At 59.4% G+C, this 19,268-nt stretch carries 15 protein-coding genes; 10 read left to right on the top strand and 5 right to left on the bottom strand.

Annotated elements, in window-relative coordinates; all coding sequences use genetic code 11:
- Positions 1 to 11 precede the first annotated feature (11 nt).
- The 3 genes from AC1DXW_RS06890 to AC1DXW_RS06880 form a co-directional block, all read right to left on the bottom strand.
- The gene (locus AC1DXW_RS06890; RefSeq protein WP_477759866.1) at positions 12 to 1,739 is read right to left on the bottom strand and encodes an ABC transporter ATP-binding protein/permease; all 1,728 of its coding nucleotides are present in this window, start codon (positions 1,737 to 1,739) and stop codon (positions 12 to 14) included.
- A gap of 97 nt (positions 1,740 to 1,836) precedes the next feature.
- On the bottom strand, positions 1,837 to 2,397 hold the full coding sequence (locus AC1DXW_RS06885) for a response regulator transcription factor (RefSeq protein WP_007981466.1): 561 nt from the start codon (positions 2,395 to 2,397) through the stop codon (positions 1,837 to 1,839).
- Positions 2,390 to 3,652 (bottom strand): ATP-binding protein, encoded by a 1,263-nt coding sequence (locus AC1DXW_RS06880; RefSeq protein ID WP_477759865.1) that lies wholly within the window; start codon positions 3,650 to 3,652, stop codon positions 2,390 to 2,392. The genes AC1DXW_RS06885 and AC1DXW_RS06880 overlap by 8 nt, the downstream gene beginning before the upstream one ends.
- Before the next feature lie 314 nt (positions 3,653 to 3,966).
- Between AC1DXW_RS06880 and AC1DXW_RS06875 the strand changes: the two genes are divergently transcribed.
- The 9 genes from AC1DXW_RS06875 (at position 3,967) to AC1DXW_RS06835 (ending at position 15,955) form a co-directional block, all read left to right on the top strand.
- Positions 3,967 to 4,683 carry an SIMPL domain-containing protein gene (locus AC1DXW_RS06875; RefSeq protein WP_477753394.1) on the top strand — a complete coding sequence of 239 codons (717 nt, stop codon included), beginning with the start codon at positions 3,967 to 3,969 and terminating at the stop codon, positions 4,681 to 4,683.
- A gap of 489 nt (positions 4,684 to 5,172) precedes the next feature.
- The gene (locus AC1DXW_RS06870; RefSeq protein ID WP_477753393.1) at positions 5,173 to 6,798 is read left to right on the top strand and encodes an ABC transporter substrate-binding protein; all 1,626 of its coding nucleotides are present in this window, start codon (positions 5,173 to 5,175) and stop codon (positions 6,796 to 6,798) included.
- A gap of 303 nt (positions 6,799 to 7,101) precedes the next feature.
- Positions 7,102 to 8,703: an ABC transporter substrate-binding protein gene (locus AC1DXW_RS06865; RefSeq protein WP_477753392.1), complete on the top strand. Its 1,602-nt coding sequence runs from the start codon at positions 7,102 to 7,104 to the stop codon at positions 8,701 to 8,703.
- 174 nt (positions 8,704 to 8,877) lie between these two features.
- Positions 8,878 to 10,311 carry an OprD family porin gene (locus AC1DXW_RS06860; RefSeq protein WP_477753391.1) on the top strand — a complete coding sequence of 478 codons (1,434 nt, stop codon included), beginning with the start codon at positions 8,878 to 8,880 and terminating at the stop codon, positions 10,309 to 10,311.
- Positions 10,312 to 10,389: 78 nt separating this feature from the next.
- Positions 10,390 to 11,985 (top strand): ABC transporter substrate-binding protein, encoded by a 1,596-nt coding sequence (locus AC1DXW_RS06855; protein WP_477753390.1) that lies wholly within the window; start codon positions 10,390 to 10,392, stop codon positions 11,983 to 11,985.
- 72 nt (positions 11,986 to 12,057) lie between these two features.
- A complete protein-coding gene (locus tag AC1DXW_RS06850; protein WP_477753389.1) occupies positions 12,058 to 13,068 on the top strand; it encodes an ABC transporter permease subunit in 1,011 nt (336 codons plus the stop codon).
- Positions 13,069 to 13,084: 16 nt separating this feature from the next.
- Positions 13,085 to 13,996: an ABC transporter permease subunit gene (locus AC1DXW_RS06845; protein ID WP_477753388.1), complete on the top strand. Its 912-nt coding sequence runs from the start codon at positions 13,085 to 13,087 to the stop codon at positions 13,994 to 13,996.
- A 10-nt stretch (positions 13,997 to 14,006) separates the two neighbouring features.
- Positions 14,007 to 14,975 (top strand): ABC transporter ATP-binding protein, encoded by a 969-nt coding sequence (locus AC1DXW_RS06840; protein WP_477759864.1) that lies wholly within the window; start codon positions 14,007 to 14,009, stop codon positions 14,973 to 14,975.
- Positions 14,975 to 15,955 (top strand): peptide ABC transporter ATP-binding protein, encoded by a 981-nt coding sequence (locus AC1DXW_RS06835; protein WP_477753386.1) that lies wholly within the window; start codon positions 14,975 to 14,977, stop codon positions 15,953 to 15,955. Before AC1DXW_RS06840 ends, AC1DXW_RS06835 begins: the two co-directional genes overlap by 1 nt.
- Before the next feature lie 136 nt (positions 15,956 to 16,091).
- Here the strand turns inward: AC1DXW_RS06835 and AC1DXW_RS06830 are convergent, their stop codons facing one another.
- On the bottom strand, positions 16,092 to 16,346 hold the full coding sequence (locus AC1DXW_RS06830; protein WP_223454129.1) for a hypothetical protein: 255 nt from the start codon (positions 16,344 to 16,346) through the stop codon (positions 16,092 to 16,094).
- Positions 16,347 to 16,613: 267 nt separating this feature from the next.
- Here AC1DXW_RS06830 and AC1DXW_RS06825 point away from each other — a divergent pair, with 267 nt between their 5' ends.
- Positions 16,614 to 17,267 carry an HD domain-containing protein gene (locus AC1DXW_RS06825; protein WP_477759863.1) on the top strand — a complete coding sequence of 218 codons (654 nt, stop codon included), beginning with the start codon at positions 16,614 to 16,616 and terminating at the stop codon, positions 17,265 to 17,267.
- A gap of 403 nt (positions 17,268 to 17,670) precedes the next feature.
- Here AC1DXW_RS06825 and AC1DXW_RS06820 read toward each other — a convergent pair whose 3' ends face one another.
- Entirely contained in the window at positions 17,671 to 19,254 is a 1,584-nt protein-coding gene (locus tag AC1DXW_RS06820; protein WP_060541686.1) for a peptide chain release factor 3, read from the bottom strand.
- Positions 19,255 to 19,268 lie beyond the last annotated feature (14 nt).

Raw genomic sequence — 19,268 nt, 5'->3', positions numbered from 1 at the left:
TTTTGCGGTGTTCAGGCGGTCACGGCCTGGTCCACCAGATGGCCATTCTCGATACGGATGTGCCGTGGGTGGAAGCGCTTCAAGCTGCTGCGATGGCCGACGCTGACAATGCTCAACCCCGGCAACTCGTCGATCAGCGCCTGATACAGCGTGGCCTCGTCCTCTTCGTCCATCGCCGAGGTCGCTTCGTCCATATACAGCCATTGCGGTGCATAAAGCAGCGCACGGGCAAAGGCCAGGCGCTGCTGCTCACCCGGGGACAACATGCGCTGCCAGTGGTTGGCTTCGTCGAGACGGGCAATCAGGTGCGGCAAGCGACAGGTTTCCAAGACCTGCACGTAGCGTTCGTTCGGATAGATATCGCCAGCCTGTGGATAACTGAGAACATCACGCAGGGTGCCAATCGGCAAATACGGTTTTTGCGGCAGGAACAGGTAACGCGCCGCTGGCAGGCGAATACTGCCGTGGCCGGCCGGCCACAAATGGCCCATCGCCCGCAGCAAGGTCGACTTGCCGCTGCCGGAACGACCGCTGAGCATCACACGGTCGCCCTCCTCCACGGTCATGTCGGCGTTGGTCAGCAGGTGACGACCTTCAGCCAGGTCGAGGCCGAGGTTGTGCACCTTCAGCACCGAGCCCGAATTCTGTACGTCGATGGCCGGCGCACGCTCTTCGTTGTCACGCATGGCCTGGTGGAAGCTCAGCAGACGATCGCAGGTGGCGCGCCAGGAAGCGAGGCTCTGGTACGCGCTGATGAACCAGCTGAAACTCTCCTGCACATTGCCAAATGCCGAGCTGATTTGCATCAGCTCGCCCAGTTCGATCTTTCCGGAGAGGTAACGCGGCGCGGCAACCATGAAGGGGAAAATGATGGCGGCCTGACTGTAACCGGCGGTGAAGAATGTCAGGCGCTTGGACACCTTCATGATGTCCCAGAAGTTATGCCAGACCATCCCGAAGCGACTGCTCAACCGACGATTTTCGTTCGGCTCGCCGTTGTACAACGCGATGCTTTCGGCATTCTCGCGAATCCGCACCATGGAGAAACGCAGGTCGGCTTCGAAGCGTTGTTGCTGGTTGTTCAGGCCGATCAGGCGACGACCGATCAAATGCGTCAGCCAACTGCCCACCACGGCGTAAACCAGCACGCACCAGAACATGTAGCCGGGAATGGTGATGCCGAATACTTCAATGCTGCCCGACACGCCCCACAGAATGATCGAGAACGACACCAGGCTGACGATATTGCGCAGCAACCCGATCCCCAACTCAAGGGTGTTGGAGGTGAAGTTGTTGAGGTCTTCGGAAATCCGCTGGTCCGGGTTATCGGTGTAACCGCCCTGCTCGAGCTGGTAGTAGTTTTTATCACCCAACCAGCGAGTGAAATGCTTTTCGGTGAGCCATGCCCGCCAGCGGATCGTCAGCATCTGCGTCAGGTACTGGCGGTACACCGCACCGACGATCGCCACCGCCGCAATCGCGCAGAAGTACAGGATCAGTTGCCAGAACGCCGCCTCGTCCTTCTTTTGCAGGGCGTTGTAGAAGTCCTTGTACCAGGTGTTGAACCACACCGAGATCCCCACACTGATCAGCGACAACGCAATCACCGCGATCAGCAGCGTCCAGGCCTTGACCTTCTCCTCGCTGCGCCAGTAAGGCGTGATCATCGCCCACACTTTGCGAAAAAACTGCCCGCGCACGGCGTCGTTGACCGCGGAATACTCAGCGTTCTGATTCATGGATAAGGCTCGATAGAGAAAAGAACACGCACGAACCGATCATAGATGATCGGTTCGGTTTGTCGTGAGATACGGCCTGCATTCGTTCAGCGCAGGTTCAGCGACGAACGGGACGCTTCTGCAGTTTGCGCTGCAGGGTGCGACGGTGCATGCCCAGGGCACGGGCCGTGGCCGAGATGTTGCCTTCGTGCTCGGTCAGCACGCGCTGGATGTGCTCCCACTGCAGGCGGTCCACGGACATCGGGTTTTCCGGCACCAGGCTGTCGAGGTCAGCGTGTTCGGACAGCAGCGCCGCCAGCACGTCGTCGGCGTCCGCCGGTTTGCACAGGTAGTTGCAGGCACCGCGCTTGATCGCCTCGACGGCGGTGGCAATGCTCGAATAACCGGTGAGGATCACCACGCGCATTTCCGGGTCCATTTCCAGCAACTTGGGCAGCAGCACCAGGCCCGAATCGCCGTCCATCTTCAGGTCCAGGGCGGCGTAATCCGGCAGATCGGCCTTGGCCAGTTCCAGGCCTTCTTCGGCGGAACTGGCAGTGCTGACGCGAAAACCGCGGCGGGCCATGGCGCGGGCCATGACGCGGGTGAACGTGGCGTCGTCATCGACCAGCAGCAAATGCGGCAGTTCTTCGCCTTCGACTTGGATCTCTTCACTCATGTTCGTCTCCTCGGGCGACACGGGGCAGGCGCAGCTCGGTGAGCGTGCCGCCTTCCTCATGACTGTAGAGTTTCACTGAGCCGCCGGCGCGTGTCACGCTGGCCTTGCTCAAAAACAGGCCCAGGCCGAAGCCTTTGCCCTTGGTGGTAAAAAACGGTTTGCCGATTTGCTCGGCGATGGCCAGCGGCACACCGGCGCCATGGTCACGGATGCTGATGGTGAGGTTTTCCCAATCCCAGTCCAGCGTCACTTGCAGCCCTTCGGGGCAGGCATCGGCGGCGTTGTTCAATAGATTCAGCAAGGCCTGGGTCAAGTCCGGCGGCGGCGCCATGCGCGGTACTGCGCCCTGGCCGAGGCGCTGGAAGCGATAACTGGCTTCCGGGCGCATCAGGTGCCAGCGATTGAGGGCTTCATCAAGCCAATCGGTGACGTCCTGCATCTCCACCGCCAACCGGCGATTGGCCTCGGCGGCGCGCACCAGATGCTGCAAGGTCTCTTTACACAACTTGACCTGATCCTGCAGCACGCTCAGGTCATCCTGCAACATCGGGTCATGGTGGTCCTGACGCATTTCCTTGAGTAGCACACTCATGGTCGCCAGCGGCGTGCCCAGTTCATGGGCCGCACCGGCGGCCTGGGTGGCGACGGCCAGCAGTTGCTGATCGCGCAAGCCTTCTTCGCGACGAATGGCGCGCAGCTCTTCCTGACGGCGCAGCTCTTCGGCCATGCGCGCGGCGAAGAACGTGATCACTGCGGCGGCGAGGGCGAAGCTCAACCACATCCCGTACACCTGCAGGTTTTCCCGAGCGATCGGAAAGGTTTGCAGTGGGTAGAACTGTGCCAGCAACAGCGTGTACATCGTCAGCGCGATACCCGACAGGATCACCGAATAACGCCATGGCAACGTCACCGCGGCAATGGTCAGCGGCACCAGGTAATAGGAGACGAAGGGGTTGGTCGAGCCGCCGGAGAAATACAGCAAGGCGCTGTGGATAAACAGGTCGCAGGCCAGTTGCACGGCGTATTCGAGCTCGGTCACCGGCCACGAAGTACGCAGGCGAATCGCCGTGAACACGCACAACAGCATCGAACAACCGAGGGTCGCGGCCAATTGAAACCAGGGCAGTGGCAGCAATTGGAGCCAGTAGGCCAGGCCCACGGAACCGGCCTGGGCGGCCAGCACCAAGGTGCGGATGAACGTCAGCCGCCAGAGGTTCTGGCGAGTGGCGGAAGTGATTTGAACGGGGGCGAGCATGAGCTCTCCTGATGAGCGCTCCAGGCGGATCGCAGGGAGTATAACCAAGCGCGGGGGCTGACAGGCAAAAGTGCGGCAAACGGCCACATGTAGGAGCTGGCTTGCCAGCGATGGACGTTAACGATAACGCGCGCATTCAGGATAAACGCGGCGCCCAGGACTCCATCGCTGGCAAGCCAGCTCCTACAAACAGCGAGCAGCAGCCATGCATCTGTATAGAAGTTGTAACTGTGCGAACCGGAGCATAAAAGCTAGAGTCTGATGGTTTCACGCAGGCCCGGACCATACCCCTGCGCACCTTTCAAGGAGCCTTCATGTACAGATTCCGCCGCAGCGCCGCCCTCCTCGCCCTGAGTGTTGGCACCGTCACCAGCCTCCCGGCCCTGGCTGCCGACGAGCTGCATTACAACCAGATTTCCCTGCGCGCCGAAGTCAGTCAGGAAGTGGCCCGCGACTTGATGATCGTGACCCTCTACACCGAAGAACAGAATAGCGACCCGGCCAAACTCGCCGCCGACGTCAGCACTGCAATGAACAAGGCGCTGGCCCAGGCCAAGAAAGTCAAGGACATCACCCTGCGTCAGGGCAGTCGCAACAGCTACCCGATCTACGATACCAAAGGCCAGAAAATCACCGGCTGGCGCGAGCGCGCCGAATTGCGCCTGGAAAGCTCGGACTTCGCCGCGCTGTCGAAGCTGACCGGCGAACTGCTCACCGACCTGAAAATGGGCGGCATGGACTTCGCCATCGCCACCCCGACCCGCAAAGCCAGCGAAGACGCCCTGCTCAAGGACGCCGTGACCGCCTTCAAGGCCCGCGCCCAACTGGCCACCGACGCCCTCGGCGGCAAGAGCTACAAAATCGTCAACCTGAACCTCAACAGCAACGGTTATCCACAGCCTTACCTGCGCGCGCCGATGATGATGAAAGCCGCCGCCATGGACGCCGCACCAGTGACGCCAGATGTTGAAGCCGGCACCAGCCAGGTCAGCATGACCGCGGATGGCTCGATTGAAGTGCTGATGCCTTGATTCGATAGCCTCTAAATAAAAAAAACGGCGATCACTCACATGATCGCCGTTTCTTTTTTTTTTTTTTGGGGGGGGGCTGTTTTCAGGCATGAGCTATAACTGGAGAGTCCACTGAGAAAAGCCGGCAGTTGCACCGGGTGCAACTGAGATTGATTGGCCACTATCGGTGCAACAATAACCACTCTTATTCACGCCATACCCACCTCACAAAACGGGGTATAAATAAGTAACACCCCGCCCTGATCGGGAGCACCCTGCGCTCAGGACGCACCGTGAAAGTGCGTCGTTTGCACCGTGAAAATGTCGCGCAAACGGTAAAATACGTCAGGATTTATACAAATGCGACATTAAGGTACGTTCGTACCACCGTTTCAGGCTTGTAGTCACTCTGGATCTTGCATTGGGTATGGCCCCTGCATAAGTATCCGCAGGCACGACTCACGAGGTCGTCCTCTAATTCCAAAAATGACAACAAATCATGAGGCCACCATGCTTAAACACGCGGTCATTCCGTTCTTAGTTGGCGCAAGCTTGCTAGCCAGCGCACCGTTCGCCCAAGCAGCGACTAACCTGGTGTTCTGCTCCGAAGGGAGCCCGGCCGGTTTCGATCCAGGTCAATACACCACCGGAACCGACTTCGACGCCTCTGCAGAAACCATGTTCAACCGCCTCACCCAGTTCGAGCGCGGCGGCACCGCCGTTATTCCTGGTCTGGCAACCAGTTGGGACGTCTCCGATGACGGCCTGACGTACACCTTCCACTTGCGTGAAGGCGTCAAGTTCCACACCACCCCGTATTTCAAGCCGACTCGTGAGTTCAACGCCGACGACGTGCTGTTCACCTTTAATCGCATGATTAACAAGGATGACCCGTTCCGCAAAGCCTACCCGACCGAATTCCCGTACTTCACCGACATGGGGATGGATACCAACATCACCAAGATCGATAAAGTCGACGACAAAACTGTCAAGTTCACCCTCAAAGACGTTGATGCCGCGTTCATCCAGAACATGGCCATGAGCTTCGCCTCGATCCAGTCCGCCGAGTACGCTGCCCAGCTGCTCAAGGAAGGCAAGGCTGCCGACATCAACCAGAAGCCGATCGGCACCGGCCCGTTCGTATTCAAGAGCTACCAGAAAGACTCCAACATCCGCTACTCCGGGAACAAGGACTACTGGAAGCCTGACGACGTGAAGATCGACAACCTGATCTTCGCCATCACCACCGACCCGTCGGTACGTATCCAGAAGCTGAAGAAGAACGAGTGCCAGGTCACCCTGTTCCCTCGTCCGGCCGACCTGAAGGCGCTGCGTGAAGACAAAACCCTGAAGCTGCCTGACCAGGCTGGTTTCAACCTGGGCTACATCGCCTACAACGTGATGCCCAAGGTCAAGGGACAAACCGATGCGAACCCGCTGGCCGAGCTGAAGGTGCGCCAGGCACTGGACATGGCGGTCAACAAGCAACAGATCATCGACTCCGTGTACCAGGGCGCTGGCCAACTGGCCGTCAACGCCATGCCTCCGACCCAGTGGTCCTACGACACCACCATCAAGGATGCGCCGTACAACCCTGAGAAAGCCAAAGAGCTGCTCAAGGAAGCCGGCGTGAAAGATGGTACCGAAATCGTTCTCTGGGCGATGCCGGTGCAGCGTCCATACAACCCGAACGCCAAACTGATGGCAGAAATGCTGCAGTCCGACTGGTCCAAGATCGGCCTCAAGGTCAAGATCCAGAGCTACGAGTGGGGCGAGTACATCAAGCGCTCCAAAGGTGGCGAAAACCAGGCGATGCTGATTGGCTGGAGCGGTGACAATGGTGATCCGGACAACTGGCTGAACGTGCTGTTCGGCTGCGACTCGCTGGAAGGCAACAACTTCTCCAAATGGTGCGACAAGAAGTTTGACGACATCGTCAAGCAAGCCAAGCGCACTTCAGACCAAGGCAAGCGCACCGAGCTCTACAAACAAGCGCAACACGTGCTCAAAGATGCTGTGCCCATGACACCTATCGCTCACTCGACGGTGTTCCAACCCATGCGCGCCAACGTGCAGGATTTCAAGATCAGCCCATTTGGCTTGAACTCCTTCTACGGCGTCAGCGTCAGCAAGTAAGACATTGCTACGGCGACGTTTCTGACGTCGCCGTAGCTTTATCTACCGAGAAAGCAGGAATTTGCCTACATCCAAATCCGCAGCTGACTACAGCATCGGGGGAGGACGCGTTGCCATTTCCTACGAGCCTTTAGGACTTTACGCATTTACTGCCGGACCCGTGGCTCATACCGTCGGGATCCGACCAGTGCATGCGTGGGTCATCGGTTACTGCTGCGTGCATGGCTTGAAATCAATGATGCCTCTACGTCCGCTGACGGGACGGCGGCTCATTGACAACACTTTGAGAGAAAAGGAAGCGTTATGCGCCATACCTTGGTTTTATCCGCATTGCTGGGCACCGGCCTGTTGGCCGCCACTTCCATCAGCCAGGCCGCCAACAACAGCCTGGTGTTCTGCTCCGAAGGCAGTCCCGCCGGTTTCGACACGGCGCAGTACACCACTGCGACCGACAACGACGCCGCCGAACCGCTGTACAACCGGTTGGCAGAGTTTGAAAAAGGCGCGACCAACGTCGTACCGGGCCTGGCCACGAGCTGGGATATTTCCGAGGACGGCCTCAAATACACCTTTCACCTGCGCGAAGGGGTGAAGTTTCATACCACCAAGTACTTCACGCCGACCCGCGATTTCAATGCCGATGACGTGCTGTTCACGTTCAATCGCATGCTCGATCCGCAACAACCTTTCCGTAAGGCTTATCCGACAGAGTTTCCGTACTTCAACGGCATGAGCCTGAACAAGAACATCGCCAAGGTCGAAAAGACCGGGCCGCTGACCGTGGTCATGACGCTCAACAGCGTGGACGCCGCGTTCATCCAGAACATCGCCATGAGCTTCGCCGCCATCCTTTCGGCCGAATACGCCGAAAAGCTGCTGGCCGAAGGCAAGCCGAGCGACATCAACCAGAAGCCGATCGGCACCGGGCCGTTCGTGTTCAAGAGCTACCAGAAAGACTCGAACATCCGTTACACCGGCAACCAGCATTACTGGGACCCGAGCCGGGTCAAGCTCGACAACCTGATTTTCGCCATCAACACCGACGCCTCGGTGCGCGTGCAGAAACTCAAGGCCGGCGAGTGCCAGATCACCCTGCACCCGCGCCCTGCCGATGTGACCGCGCTGAAGAACGACCCGGCCCTGCAACTGATCGAGAAGCCTGGTTTCAACCTCGGCTACATCGCCTACAACGTGCGCCACAAGCCGTTCGACCAGCTCGAAGTGCGCCAGGCGCTGGACATGGCGGTGAACAAGCAAGGCATTCTCAATGCCGTTTATCAGGGTGCGGGGCAACTGGCGGTCAACGCCATGCCGCCGACCCAATGGTCCTACGACGACACGATCAAGGACGTCGCCTACAACCCGGAAAAAGCCAAGGAGCTGCTCAAGGCTGCCGGCGTCAAGGAAGGCACTGAAATCACCCTCTGGGCCATGCCGGTCCAGCGTCCGTACAACCCCAACGCCAAGTTGATGGCCGAGATGCTCCAGGCTGACTGGGCGAAGATCGGCCTCAAGGTCAAGATCGTCAGCTATGAGTGGGGCGAGTACATCAAGCGCACCAAGAACGGCGAACACGACATCAGCCTGATCGGCTGGACTGGTGACAACGGTGATCCGGACAACTGGCTGGGCACGCTCTACAGCTGCGACGCCATTGGCGGCAACAACTACTCGATGTGGTGTGATCCGGCCTACGACAAGCTGATCAAGCAGGCCAAGGTCGTCACCGACCGTGACCAGCGCACCCTGCTATACAAACAGGCGCAGCAGTACCTCAAGCAGCAGGTGCCGATCACGCCAGTCGCCCACTCAACGGTCAACCAGCCGCTGAGCGCCAAAATCGAAGGGTTCAAGGTGAGCCCGTTCGGTCGCAATGTTTTCTCGGGTGTCAGCATAGAAAAATAACCGATTAGCCAGAAATGCCGGGGGGCGGATTTTTCCGCCCTCACGCAGACGCTTTGCCGTCTTTTGCCAATTTGGCTGGCAGCAAACGTTTGCGATGCCGTGAATGAGTTCTAAACCAATAGCCGGATCACAAAAAAAGACCGGCATAAAAAAAGAAAGTAAGGAGCTTTACCCATGAAACTGAGCAGCACCGCGTTATTGGCCTTGGCCATAAGCAGCGTAACCGCCACGGCTTACGCAGAAACCCAAAGCCAGGCTTTCACCCCGGTTACCGTGAACGAGAAAAGCGCCCAAAGCGAAGCCACCGGCTTTGTCGAAGGCCAGTCGATCACCGGCACCACGCGTAACTGGTACGCCAACGAGCAATTGCAACGTGGCGCCAAGTTCGCCTACAAGAAAGACGGCGTTTCGACCCCGACCGATCGCCGGATCAACTGGGTCCAGGGCACCATCCTCAAGTACAACTCGGGCTTCACCGAAGGCACTGTCGGTTTCAGCACTGAAGTGGCGGCGTACAACGCCGTTGCCTTGGACCGGGACCGCAAAGACCTGGCATCCAACAACGGTGGCGCCCCGGGCTCTCGTCCAGGCGCGGGCAACAACCGCACCCTGACCAAGGAAGGCGGCGACGCTCAAGGACAGTGGAGCAAGCTGGGCCTGGCCAACGTCAAGGCCCGTGTCTCCAACAGCACCCTGACTGCCGGCCGCATGAACTTCAGCAGCCCGATGGTCGACGTGATCGGGAACCGTGCACTGCCTTCGAGCTTCCAGGGCGTGGCCATCCACAGCGAAGAACTGAACAACCTGGCCTTCGACCTGGCCACCTTCGACCGCAACTCACCGCGTACCGAAGAAAGCCTGCGCAAATTCCGCACCGAATACGCCAACGGCATCGTCGAAACCGACCACATCTACACCGGCGGTATCACCTACAACCCGCTCGCCAGCCTGACCACCAGCCTCTGGGCGACCCAGGCTGAAGACATCTGGAACCAGTACTACTTCGGCGCCTCCCACGTACTGGGCGACAGCCAGGTACTGAGCCTGACCACCGGCCTGAACTACTACAAAACCAAGGAAACCGGTAAAGCCCTGATCGGCGATATCGACAACGACACCTACTCGCTGTCGTTCGGCCTGACCCACCAGGCCCACACCCTGACCTTCTCGTACCAGGAAGTGAACGGTAACGAGTACTTCGACTACCTGCACGAAACCAACGGCATCTACCTGGCCAACTCCCTGCTGTCGGACTTCAACGGCCCGAACGAAAAATCGTTCCAGGTTGCCTACGGTCTGAACATGGCCGAATACGGCGTGCCAGGCCTGAAGTTCAACATCTACCAGGCTCGCGGTTGGGGCATCGACGGTACTCACTACACCGGCAACGGCGGCGTGGCCGGCAAGGGTTACGACGGCATCCAGTCCCAGGATGGCGAACACCACTATGAATACGGCATCGGCGCGACTTACGCCGTGCAGAGCGGCCCGCTCAAGGCCACCACGATCCGCGGCACCTACACCGCTCACCGTGCCAGCGAAAACCAGGCTGACGGCAGCATCAACGAGTTCCGTCTCGTGACCACGGTTCCGTTCAACATCCTGTAATGCCGCTGCCGAACGGCTGATTCATTGACGAGTCGGCCGTTGGGCTTTTGTCCTTTAACTGATTGCAGAGGGTTCTTGATGAAAATGCTTCCCCTACGTGCGGCCATCGCGGCTGCGTTGCTCAGTGTCGCTGTCGGTGTCTCGGCCAAACCCCTGGTGGTTTGTACCGAAAACAGCCCCGAAGGCTTCGACATGGTCCAGTACACGACTGCAGTCACAGCCGATGCGGTGGCCGAAACCATCTTCAATCGCCTGGCAGACTTCAAGCCCGGTACCACCGAAGTGATTCCGGCGCTGGCCGAATCCTGGGATATCAGCGAAGACGGCCTGAGCTACACGTTCCATCTACGTAAAGGCGTCAAGTTCCACACCACCGAATACTTCAAGCCGACCCGCGACATGAATGCCGACGATGTGGTCTGGAGCTTCCAGCGCCAGCTGGACCCGAATCATCCGTGGCACAAACTGTCGAGCGTGGGCTTCCCGTACTTTGAAAGCATGGGCTTCAAGGAGCTGCTCAAGAGCGTCGAGAAAGTCGACGACAACACGGTCAAGTTCACCCTGACCCGTCCTGAAGCACCGTTCCTGGCCGACATCGCCATGGCGTTCTCCTCGATCTATTCCGCCGAGTATGCCGACCAGTTGCTCAAGGCGAACAAGAGCGGTGACCTGAACAACAAGCCGGTCGGCACCGGCCCGTTCGTCTTCCAGCGTTACAACAAGGACGCCCAGGTACGCTTCAAGGCCAACCTGGACTACTTCCGCGGCAAGCCTCCGGCTGATGCGCTGATCCTGGCCATCGCCACCGACAACAACGTGCGCCTGCAGAAGCTAAAGGCAAACGAGTGCCAGGTCGCGCTGTATCCAAAACCGGATGACATTCCGAGCATCAAGAAAGACGACAAGCTGAAAGTCGATGAGCTGAATGCGATGACCGTCGCGTACATCGCCATCAACACCACGCACAAGTACCTGAGCGATGTACGGGTGCGTAAAGCCATCGACATCGCCTTCGACAAGGAAGCGGCTGTCAACGCGCTATTCGGCAAGGGCAATGCAACAGCCGCAGTCAACCCGTTCCCGGACACCCTGCTGGGCTACAACCACACACTGAAGAACCCGGCCCGTGACCTGGACAAGGCCCGCGCCCTGCTCAAGGAAGCCGGCGTACCGGAAGGCACCACCTTCACCCTGTTCACCCGCAACGGAGGCGGTGCAACCAACCCGAACCCGATGCTCGGTGCGCAGATGATGCAGGCCGACCTGGCCAAGGTCGGGATCAAGATCGACATTCGCGTGATGGAATGGGGCGAAATGCTCAAACGCGCGAAAAACGGCGAGCACGACATGGTTTCCGCCGGATGGGCGGGCGATAACGGCGACCCGGATAACTTCCTGACGCCTATGCTCAGTTGTGATGCGGCCAAGAACGGCGAAAACTACGCACGCTGGTGCAATGACAAGTTCCAGGCCCTGATCGATCAGGCCCGGGAAAAAACCGACCCGGCCGAGCGTGCAGCCCTGTACGAGCAGGCCCAGGTCATTTTTAACCAGGACCAGCCGTGGATCAGCTTGGCGCACACTAGAATGTTTACCGCAATGCGCAACAACGTAGAGGGCTATCACATTAGCCCCCTCACCACGAATAACTTCGCCACCACCCAGGTGAAGTAATAAGAAAACTCCCGGCATGCCTGACCCAGGCATGCCGGGCACGCCTAACCGGCTGATGAGGTACAACACACGATGTTTAGTTTTATTGCCCGCCGACTGGGGTTACTGATCCCCACGTTCTTCGGTATCACCTTGCTGACTTTCGCGTTGATTCGCATGATCCCGGGCGACCCCGTGGAAGTCATGATGGGAGAACGTAGGGTCGATCCCGAAATGCACGCTCAGGCAATGGAACGCCTAGGTCTGAACAAACCCCTGTATGCCCAATACCTGGATTACATCGGCAAACTGGCCCACGGCGATCTCGGTGAATCCCTGCGTACCCGTGAAAGCGTCTGGACCGAATTCACCTCTCTGTTCCCCGCGACCCTGGAACTGTCCTCGGCCGCGCTGTTGTTCGCCGGTGTCCTGGGACTCTTGGCCGGAGTGATCGCGGCACTCAAGCGAGGATCCCTGTTCGACCATGGGGTGATGGGCATCTCCCTGGCGGGATATTCGATGCCGATCTTCTGGTGGGGCCTGATCCTGATCATGTTCTTCTCGGTGTCGCTGGGCTGGACCCCAGTGTCCGGGCGGATCGACCTGCTCTACGACATCGAGCCACGCACCGGCTTCATGCTGATCGATACGCTGCTGGCCGATGACGTCGACGCGTTCCTCGATGCTCTGCATCACCTGATCCTGCCGGCCATCGTGCTGGGTACCATCCCGCTGGCGGTGATCGCGCGGATGACCCGTTCCTCGATGCTCGAAGTGCTGCGTGAAGACTACATTCGTACCGCCAAGGCCAAAGGCCTGTCGCCGTCGCGCGTGGTGTTCGTGCACGGTCTGCGTAACGCGTTGATTCCGGTACTGACCGTGGTTGGCCTGCAAGTTGGTACCCTGCTGGCCGGTGCGGTCCTGACCGAAACCATCTTCTCGTGGCCCGGCATCGGCAAATGGCTGATCGAAGCCATTGGCGCCCGGGATTACCCCGTCGTGCAAAACGGCATCCTGTTAATCGCCTGCCTGGTGATTGTGGTCAACTTCGTAGTGGACATCCTCTACGGCTTTGCCAACCCACGCATCCGTCACCAGCGCTGAGATCATGACCATGACCATGACCACTCCAATTCCATCGGTAGCAGTCGATCAAAGCCTGCTGTACCCGTCTCCGTACAAAGAGTTCTGGCAAGCATTCTCCAGGAACAAAGGTGCCGTCGCCGGCCTGATGTTCATGCTGCTGGTGATTTTCTGCGCGATCTTCGCCCCGTGGGTTGCCCCCCACGACCCGAGTGAGCAGTACCGCGATTTCCTGCTGACCCCGCCGGCCTGGCTGGAAGGTGGGCAACTGCAATTCCTGCTCGGTACCGACGAACTGGGCCGCGACCTGCTGTCGCGCCTGATCACTGGCTCGCGCCTGTCGTTGATGATCGGCTTGTCATCGGTGGTGATGTCGCTGATTCCTGGCATCCTGATGGGGCTGTTCGCCGGGTTCTTCCCGCGCGTGCTTGGCCCGACCATCATGCGCCTGATGGACATCATGCTGGCCCTGCCGTCCCTGCTGCTGGCCGTGGCGATCGTCGCCATCCTCGGCCCTGGCCTGATCAATACCGTGATCGCCATCGCCGTGGTGTCCCTGCCGTCCTACGTTCGTCTGACCCGCGCTGCGGTGATGGGCGAACTGAACCGCGACTACGTGACCGCCGCGCGCCTGGCCGGTGCCGGCCTGCCACGCCTGATGTTCGTTACCGTGCTGCCTAACTGCATGGCGCCGCTGATCGTTCAGGCCACCCTGAGCTTCTCCTCGGCGATCCTCGATGCCGCCGCACTGGGCTTCCTCGGCCTTGGCGTACAACCGCCAACCCCTGAGTGGGGCACCATGCTGGCTTCGGCCCGCGACTACATCGAACGCGCCTGGTGGGTGGTGAGCCTGCCTGGTTTGACCATTTTGCTCAGCGTGCTGGCAATCAACTTGATGGGTGACGGCCTGCGCGACGCGCTGGACCCGAAACTCAAGAACGCCGCCTGAGGAGATTCCCATGTCACTGCTAGAAATCAAGAATCTCAACGTTCGCTTCGGCGACAAAAACGCCACGCCAGTGGTCGACGGCCTCGACCTGAATGTGGACAAGGGCGAAGTGCTGGCCATCGTTGGCGAATCGGGTTCCGGCAAGTCCGTGACCATGATGGCGCTGATGGGCCTGATCGAGCATCCGGGTATCGTCACCGCCGACGCCCTGAATTTCGACGGCAAGAACATGCTCAAGCTCAACAATCGCCAGCGTCGACAGATCGTCGGTAAAGACCTGTCCATGGTCTTCCAGGATCCGATGACCGCGCTGAACCCGAGCTACACCGTCGGCTTCCAGATCGAAGAAGTGCTGCGCCTGCACCTGAAAATGTCCGGCAAGGCCGCGCGCAAGCGCGCCATCGAACTGCTGGAAAAAGTTGAAATCCCGGGTGCCGCGAGCCGTATGGACGCCTACCCGCATCAACTGTCCGGTGGTATGAGCCAGCGTGTCGCGATTGCCATGGCGATTGCCGGCGAACCGAAACTGCTGATCGCCGACGAACCGACCACGGCGCTGGACGTCACCATTCAGGCGCAGATCATGGACCTGCTGCTGGCGCTGCAGAAAGAGCAGAACATGGGCCTGGTGCTGATCACCCACGACCTCGCCGTCGTGGCCGAAACCGCCCAGCGCGTGTGCGTGATGTACGCCGGCCAAGCGGTCGAAGTCGGCCAGGTGCCGCAACTGTTCGACATCCCTGCGCACCCGTACAGCGAAGCGCTGCTCAAGGCGATTCCGGAACACAGCCTGGGCGCCTCGCGCCTGTCGACCCTGCCGGGCATCGTTCCCGGTCGCTACGACCGTCCACAGGGTTGCCTGCTGTCGCCGCGCTGCCCTTACGTGAAAGACAACTGCCGTCAACAACGTCCGGCACTAGACCAGAAAAGCAACAGCCTCGCTCGCTGCTTCTACCCGCTGAACCAGGAGGTGGCGTAATGGCCGTCGTTCTTACCGCCCGCGACCTGACCCGTCACTACGAGGTGTCCCGAGGCCTGTTCAAGGGTCACGCCACTGTGCGCGCCCTCAACGGCGTGTCGTTCGAACTGGAAGCCGGCAAGACCCTCGCTGTCGTAGGCGAGTCGGGTTGCGGCAAGTCCACCCTGGCCCGGGCCTTGACCCTGATCGAAGAGCCGTCCTCCGGTTCCTTGAAAATTGCCGGACAGGAAGTCGCCGGTGCCGACAAGGCCCAGCGCAAACAACTGCGCAAAGACGTGCAGATGGTGTTCCAGAGCCCGTACGCATCGTTGAACCCACGGCAAAAAGTCGGTGATCAGCTTGCAGAGCCATTATTGATCAACACCAACCTCAGCGCCGCGGAACGTCGCGAGAAAGTCCAGGCGATGATGAAGCAGGTGGGCTTGCGTCCCGAGCACTACCAGCGTTATCCGCACATGTTCTCCGGCGGTCAACGCCAGCGGATCGCCCTGGCCCGGGCAATGATGCTGCAACCGAAAGTGCTGGTAGCGGACGAACCGACCTCGGCGCTGGACGTGTCGATTCAGGCGCAGGTGCTCAACCTGTTCATGGATTTGCAGCAGGAGTTCAACACCGCCTATGTGTTCATCTCCCACAACCTGGCGGTGGTACGCCACGTTGCCGACCACGTGATGGTGATGTACCTCGGTCGTCCGGTGGAAATGGGCTCGAAAGAGGACATTTACTCTCGTCCTCTGCACCCCTACACCCAGGCGCTGTTGTCGGCGACGCCAGCCATCCACCCGGATCCGAACAAGCCGAAAATCAAGATCGTCGGCGAATTGCCCAACCCGCTGAACCCGCCGTCCGGCTGCGCTTTCCACAAGCGCTGCCCGTACGCCACCGAGCGTTGCAGCACCGAAGAGCCGGCCCTGCGCCTGCTCGACGGCCGCCAAGTGGCTTGCCACTACGCCGAGCAATTCCTCGACGGCGCGGCATAAAAAACTGTAGGAGCGAGCTTGCTCGCTCCTACAGGGATTGAGTTGCTCAAATTCTTGATGCGTTGACCAAACCCCTTCCGCCTCGATTGCGCATCAGTCAGGCAGAAGGGGTTTTCTTTTACCTGCCATTCAGCGACTACGTCTGGCTGTCACCTTCTTCTTCATCGGAGTCCGGCTCGTCGGTGGTCGAGTCATCGTCGTTGTCAGCACCACCCTGCCCCTGATCTCCCGGCTCCGATTCGGATTTGGCGAGCATCAACCCCGCGTACCCCGCCTGCCCGCTCGAGGCCTGCTCACCGTGATTGGTGCACTCGGCCCACGCCATCGACGTTCCGAGCGAAAGCATCACCAACACCTTCAACAGCAGTAAAACGCGAAACAACCTGTTCATAGCCGATTCCTTCCTTTCGTAGAGTGCCTGTCTGGCGCTGAGTCAAATCTAGTTCCGATCAGTCGGGTTCTCCAAATTGGACGTTGTCGAACCCGCGGAAATGCCCTTGGCTTGGAGACTGGTTTGCTATAAAGGTTATGCCGAAAAGATCAAAGCGTGTTCCGCCGTCCAGAACGCTTGTGTACCCACAGAACTCCTCGCAGGATTCGCGGGATGTACGCAGGACAGGACTTCCCGCGATCGGCACGTTTAATCAAAGGACACAGCATGATCAGCAGCACCTTCGCACCGATGCAATCACTCGCCACCACCCTGCTGCCCCACGTCCTGGAATCCTCGGAAGACGGCGCTCACGACCTTTCGCACCTGCAACGGGTCTGGCACAACGCCCACTTGATTCAGGCACAGGAAGGTGGCGATCTTGAGGTGCTGCTGGCGGCGGTGCTGCTGCATGATTGTGTAGCAGTGGAAAAGAACTCGCCGTTGCGCTCGCAGGCATCGCAATTGGCAGCGCGCAAAGCGTCAGGGGTATTGGCGAAGATGGATTGGCGCGAGACAAAAATCGCCGCCGTCGCCCACGCCATCGAAGCCCATAGCTTTTCCGCCAACATCCCGCTGACCTCGCTGGAAGCGAAAATCGTGCAGGACGCCGACCGCCTCGACTCCCTGGGTATGCTCGGAGTCGCCCGCACCTTTTACGTTGCCGGGCGCATGGGCAGCGCCCTCTACGACCCGCAGGACCCGCAGGCCTATGACCGCGACTATGACGACACCCGCTTCTGCATCGACCATTTCCAGACCAAGCTGCTGCACTTGGCAGACGGTTTCCAGACTGCGACAGGGCAACGTCTGGCACAGGTTCGTCATGAGCGTTTGAAGGGGTTTCTGGAGCAGTTCAAGGAAGAGATCGGGATTGGCTGATACGCCAGGAGCACTGAACCTGCAGCCACGGCCATCCCGGCGCAGTCCACAGTCTGCGCAGTTCCATCTGGCGTAATCGGGGCGAGCAGTGGCAGATGGTTTTCCACCAGGGGACATTGGTTCCCAGTGAACAATGACGCAGGCATTCATGGCGAATCCGGATCCCTCGCGAGCAAGCTCGCTCCTACAGTGCCCGCGGCGAGTCGGAGAATGTTGTGAACACCCCGGATTACTGTAGGAGCGAGCCTGCTCGCGATGGTCGTCAATGATGACGCGTGCTGCCTGAATAAACGCGGCGGGTCTGAATTTTTCGCGAGCAGGCTCGCTCCTACAGGGGATTGCGTCAGGTAACAAAAAACCCCGCAGCTTTCGCGACGGGGTTTCTGGTGTTTCAACTCAGCGCTTAATGGTGCTCACGGGTCGCACGGAATTTAACATCCGGCCAGCGCTCTTCCATCAGGGCCAGGTTGACCCGCGTAGGTGCGAGGTAGGTCAGGTGACCGCCGCCGTCCAGTGCCAGGTTTTCCACAGCCTTGTTGGAGAATTCCTCAAGCTTTTTCTTGTCGCTGCATTCGATCCAGCGCGCGGAATAAACGGTGATCGGCTCGTAGGAGCATTCGACCTTGTACTCCTCTTTCAAGCGGCTGGCGACCACATCGAACTGCAGCACACCGACGGCGCCGAGGATGATGTCGTTGCTGCGTTCAGGGAAGAACACCTGGGTCGCGCCTTCTTCGGCCAACTGCTGCAAGCCTTGGCGCAGTTGCTTGGATTTCAGCGGATCTTTCAGGCGCACGCGACGGAACAGTTCCGGGGCGAAGTGCGGGATACCGGTGAAGCCCAGGACTTCGCCTTCGCTGAAGGTGTCGCCGATCTGGATGGTGCCGTGGTTGTGCAGGCCGATGATGTCGCCGGCGAACGCTTCTTCCAGTTGCTCACGCTCGGAGGAGAAGAAGGTCAGCGCGTCGCCGATGCGCACGTCCTTGCCGGTGCGCACGTGGCGCATCTTCATGCCCTTCTCGTATTTGCCGGAGCAGATACGCATGAAGGCGATGCGGTCGCGGTGTTTCGGGTCCATGTTCGCCTGGATCTTGAAGATGAAGCCCGAGAACTTCTCTTCCACCGGCTCCACGGTGCGCTCGTTGGCCACGCGTGCCAGTGGGCGCGGCGCCCAATCAACGACGGCGTCGAGTACGTGGTCGACACCGAAGTTGCCCAGTGCCGTACCGAAGAACACCGGGGTCAGTTGGCCGTCGAGAAATTCCTGCTGGTTGAACTCGTGGCAGGCGCCCTGCACCAACTCCAGCTGCTCGATGAAACGCTCGTACTCGTCACCCAGATGCGCACGGGCTTCATCGGAGTCGAGCTTCTCGATGATCTTGGTTTCGGTGCGCTCGTGGCCGTGACCGGCGGTGTACACGATGATGTAGTCATCGGCGAGGTGATACACGCCTTTGAAGTCACGGTAGCAACCAATCGGCCAGGTGATCGGCGCAGCCTTGATCTTGAGGACGGCTTCGATTTCGTCGAGCAGTTCGATCGGGTCGCGGATGTCACGGTCTAGTTTGTTGATGAAGCTGACAATCGGCGTGTCACGCAGACGGCAGACATCCATCAGGGCGATGGTCCGTGGCTCTACACCTTTACCGCCGTCGAGGACCATCAAGGCCGAGTCCACCGCCGTCAGGGTGCGGTAGGTATCTTCGGAGAAGTCTTCGTGGCCCGGGGTGTCGAGCAGGTTGATCATGTGCTCGCGATACGGGAACTGCATGACCGACGTGGTAATGGAAATACCCCGCTGCTTTTCCATTTCCATCCAGTCGGAGGTGGCATGGCGGTCGGATTTACGCGATTTCACCGTACCAGCTACCGCAATCGCCTTGCCCATCAGCAAGAGCTTCTCGGTGATGGTGGTCTTACCGGCATCGGGGTGGGAAATAATGGCGAAAGTGCGGCGTTTCGCGACTTCGGCGGCCTGTTTGGTCATGGGAAATCGCCTGG

Source organism: Pseudomonas sp. P4_C4 (genome assembly GCF_056402055.1).
This window is presented reverse-complemented; position numbering and strand designations above follow the sequence as displayed.

Coding starts and splice junctions, on each gene's coding strand:
- AC1DXW_RS06880 (WP_477759865.1), bottom strand. CDS start 3,652: ATGCTCGCCCCCGTTCAAATCACTTCCGCCACTCGCCAGAACCTCTGG.
- AC1DXW_RS06870 (WP_477753393.1), top strand. CDS start 5,173: ATGCTTAAACACGCGGTCATTCCGTTCTTAGTTGGCGCAAGCTTGCTA.
- AC1DXW_RS06855 (WP_477753390.1), top strand. CDS start 10,390: ATGAAAATGCTTCCCCTACGTGCGGCCATCGCGGCTGCGTTGCTCAGT.
- AC1DXW_RS06885 (WP_007981466.1), bottom strand. CDS start 2,397: ATGAGTGAAGAGATCCAAGTCGAAGGCGAAGAACTGCCGCATTTGCTG.
- AC1DXW_RS06850 (WP_477753389.1), top strand. CDS start 12,058: ATGTTTAGTTTTATTGCCCGCCGACTGGGGTTACTGATCCCCACGTTC.
- AC1DXW_RS06840 (WP_477759864.1), top strand. CDS start 14,007: ATGTCACTGCTAGAAATCAAGAATCTCAACGTTCGCTTCGGCGACAAA.
- AC1DXW_RS06890 (WP_477759866.1), bottom strand. CDS start 1,739: ATGAATCAGAACGCTGAGTATTCCGCGGTCAACGACGCCGTGCGCGGG.
- AC1DXW_RS06865 (WP_477753392.1), top strand. CDS start 7,102: ATGCGCCATACCTTGGTTTTATCCGCATTGCTGGGCACCGGCCTGTTG.
- AC1DXW_RS06875 (WP_477753394.1), top strand. CDS start 3,967: ATGTACAGATTCCGCCGCAGCGCCGCCCTCCTCGCCCTGAGTGTTGGC.
- AC1DXW_RS06825 (WP_477759863.1), top strand. CDS start 16,614: ATGATCAGCAGCACCTTCGCACCGATGCAATCACTCGCCACCACCCTG.
- AC1DXW_RS06820 (WP_060541686.1), bottom strand. CDS start 19,254: ATGACCAAACAGGCCGCCGAAGTCGCGAAACGCCGCACTTTCGCCATT.
- AC1DXW_RS06845 (WP_477753388.1), top strand. CDS start 13,085: ATGACCACTCCAATTCCATCGGTAGCAGTCGATCAAAGCCTGCTGTAC.
- AC1DXW_RS06830 (WP_223454129.1), bottom strand. CDS start 16,346: ATGAACAGGTTGTTTCGCGTTTTACTGCTGTTGAAGGTGTTGGTGATG.
- AC1DXW_RS06835 (WP_477753386.1), top strand. CDS start 14,975: ATGGCCGTCGTTCTTACCGCCCGCGACCTGACCCGTCACTACGAGGTG.
- AC1DXW_RS06860 (WP_477753391.1), top strand. CDS start 8,878: ATGAAACTGAGCAGCACCGCGTTATTGGCCTTGGCCATAAGCAGCGTA.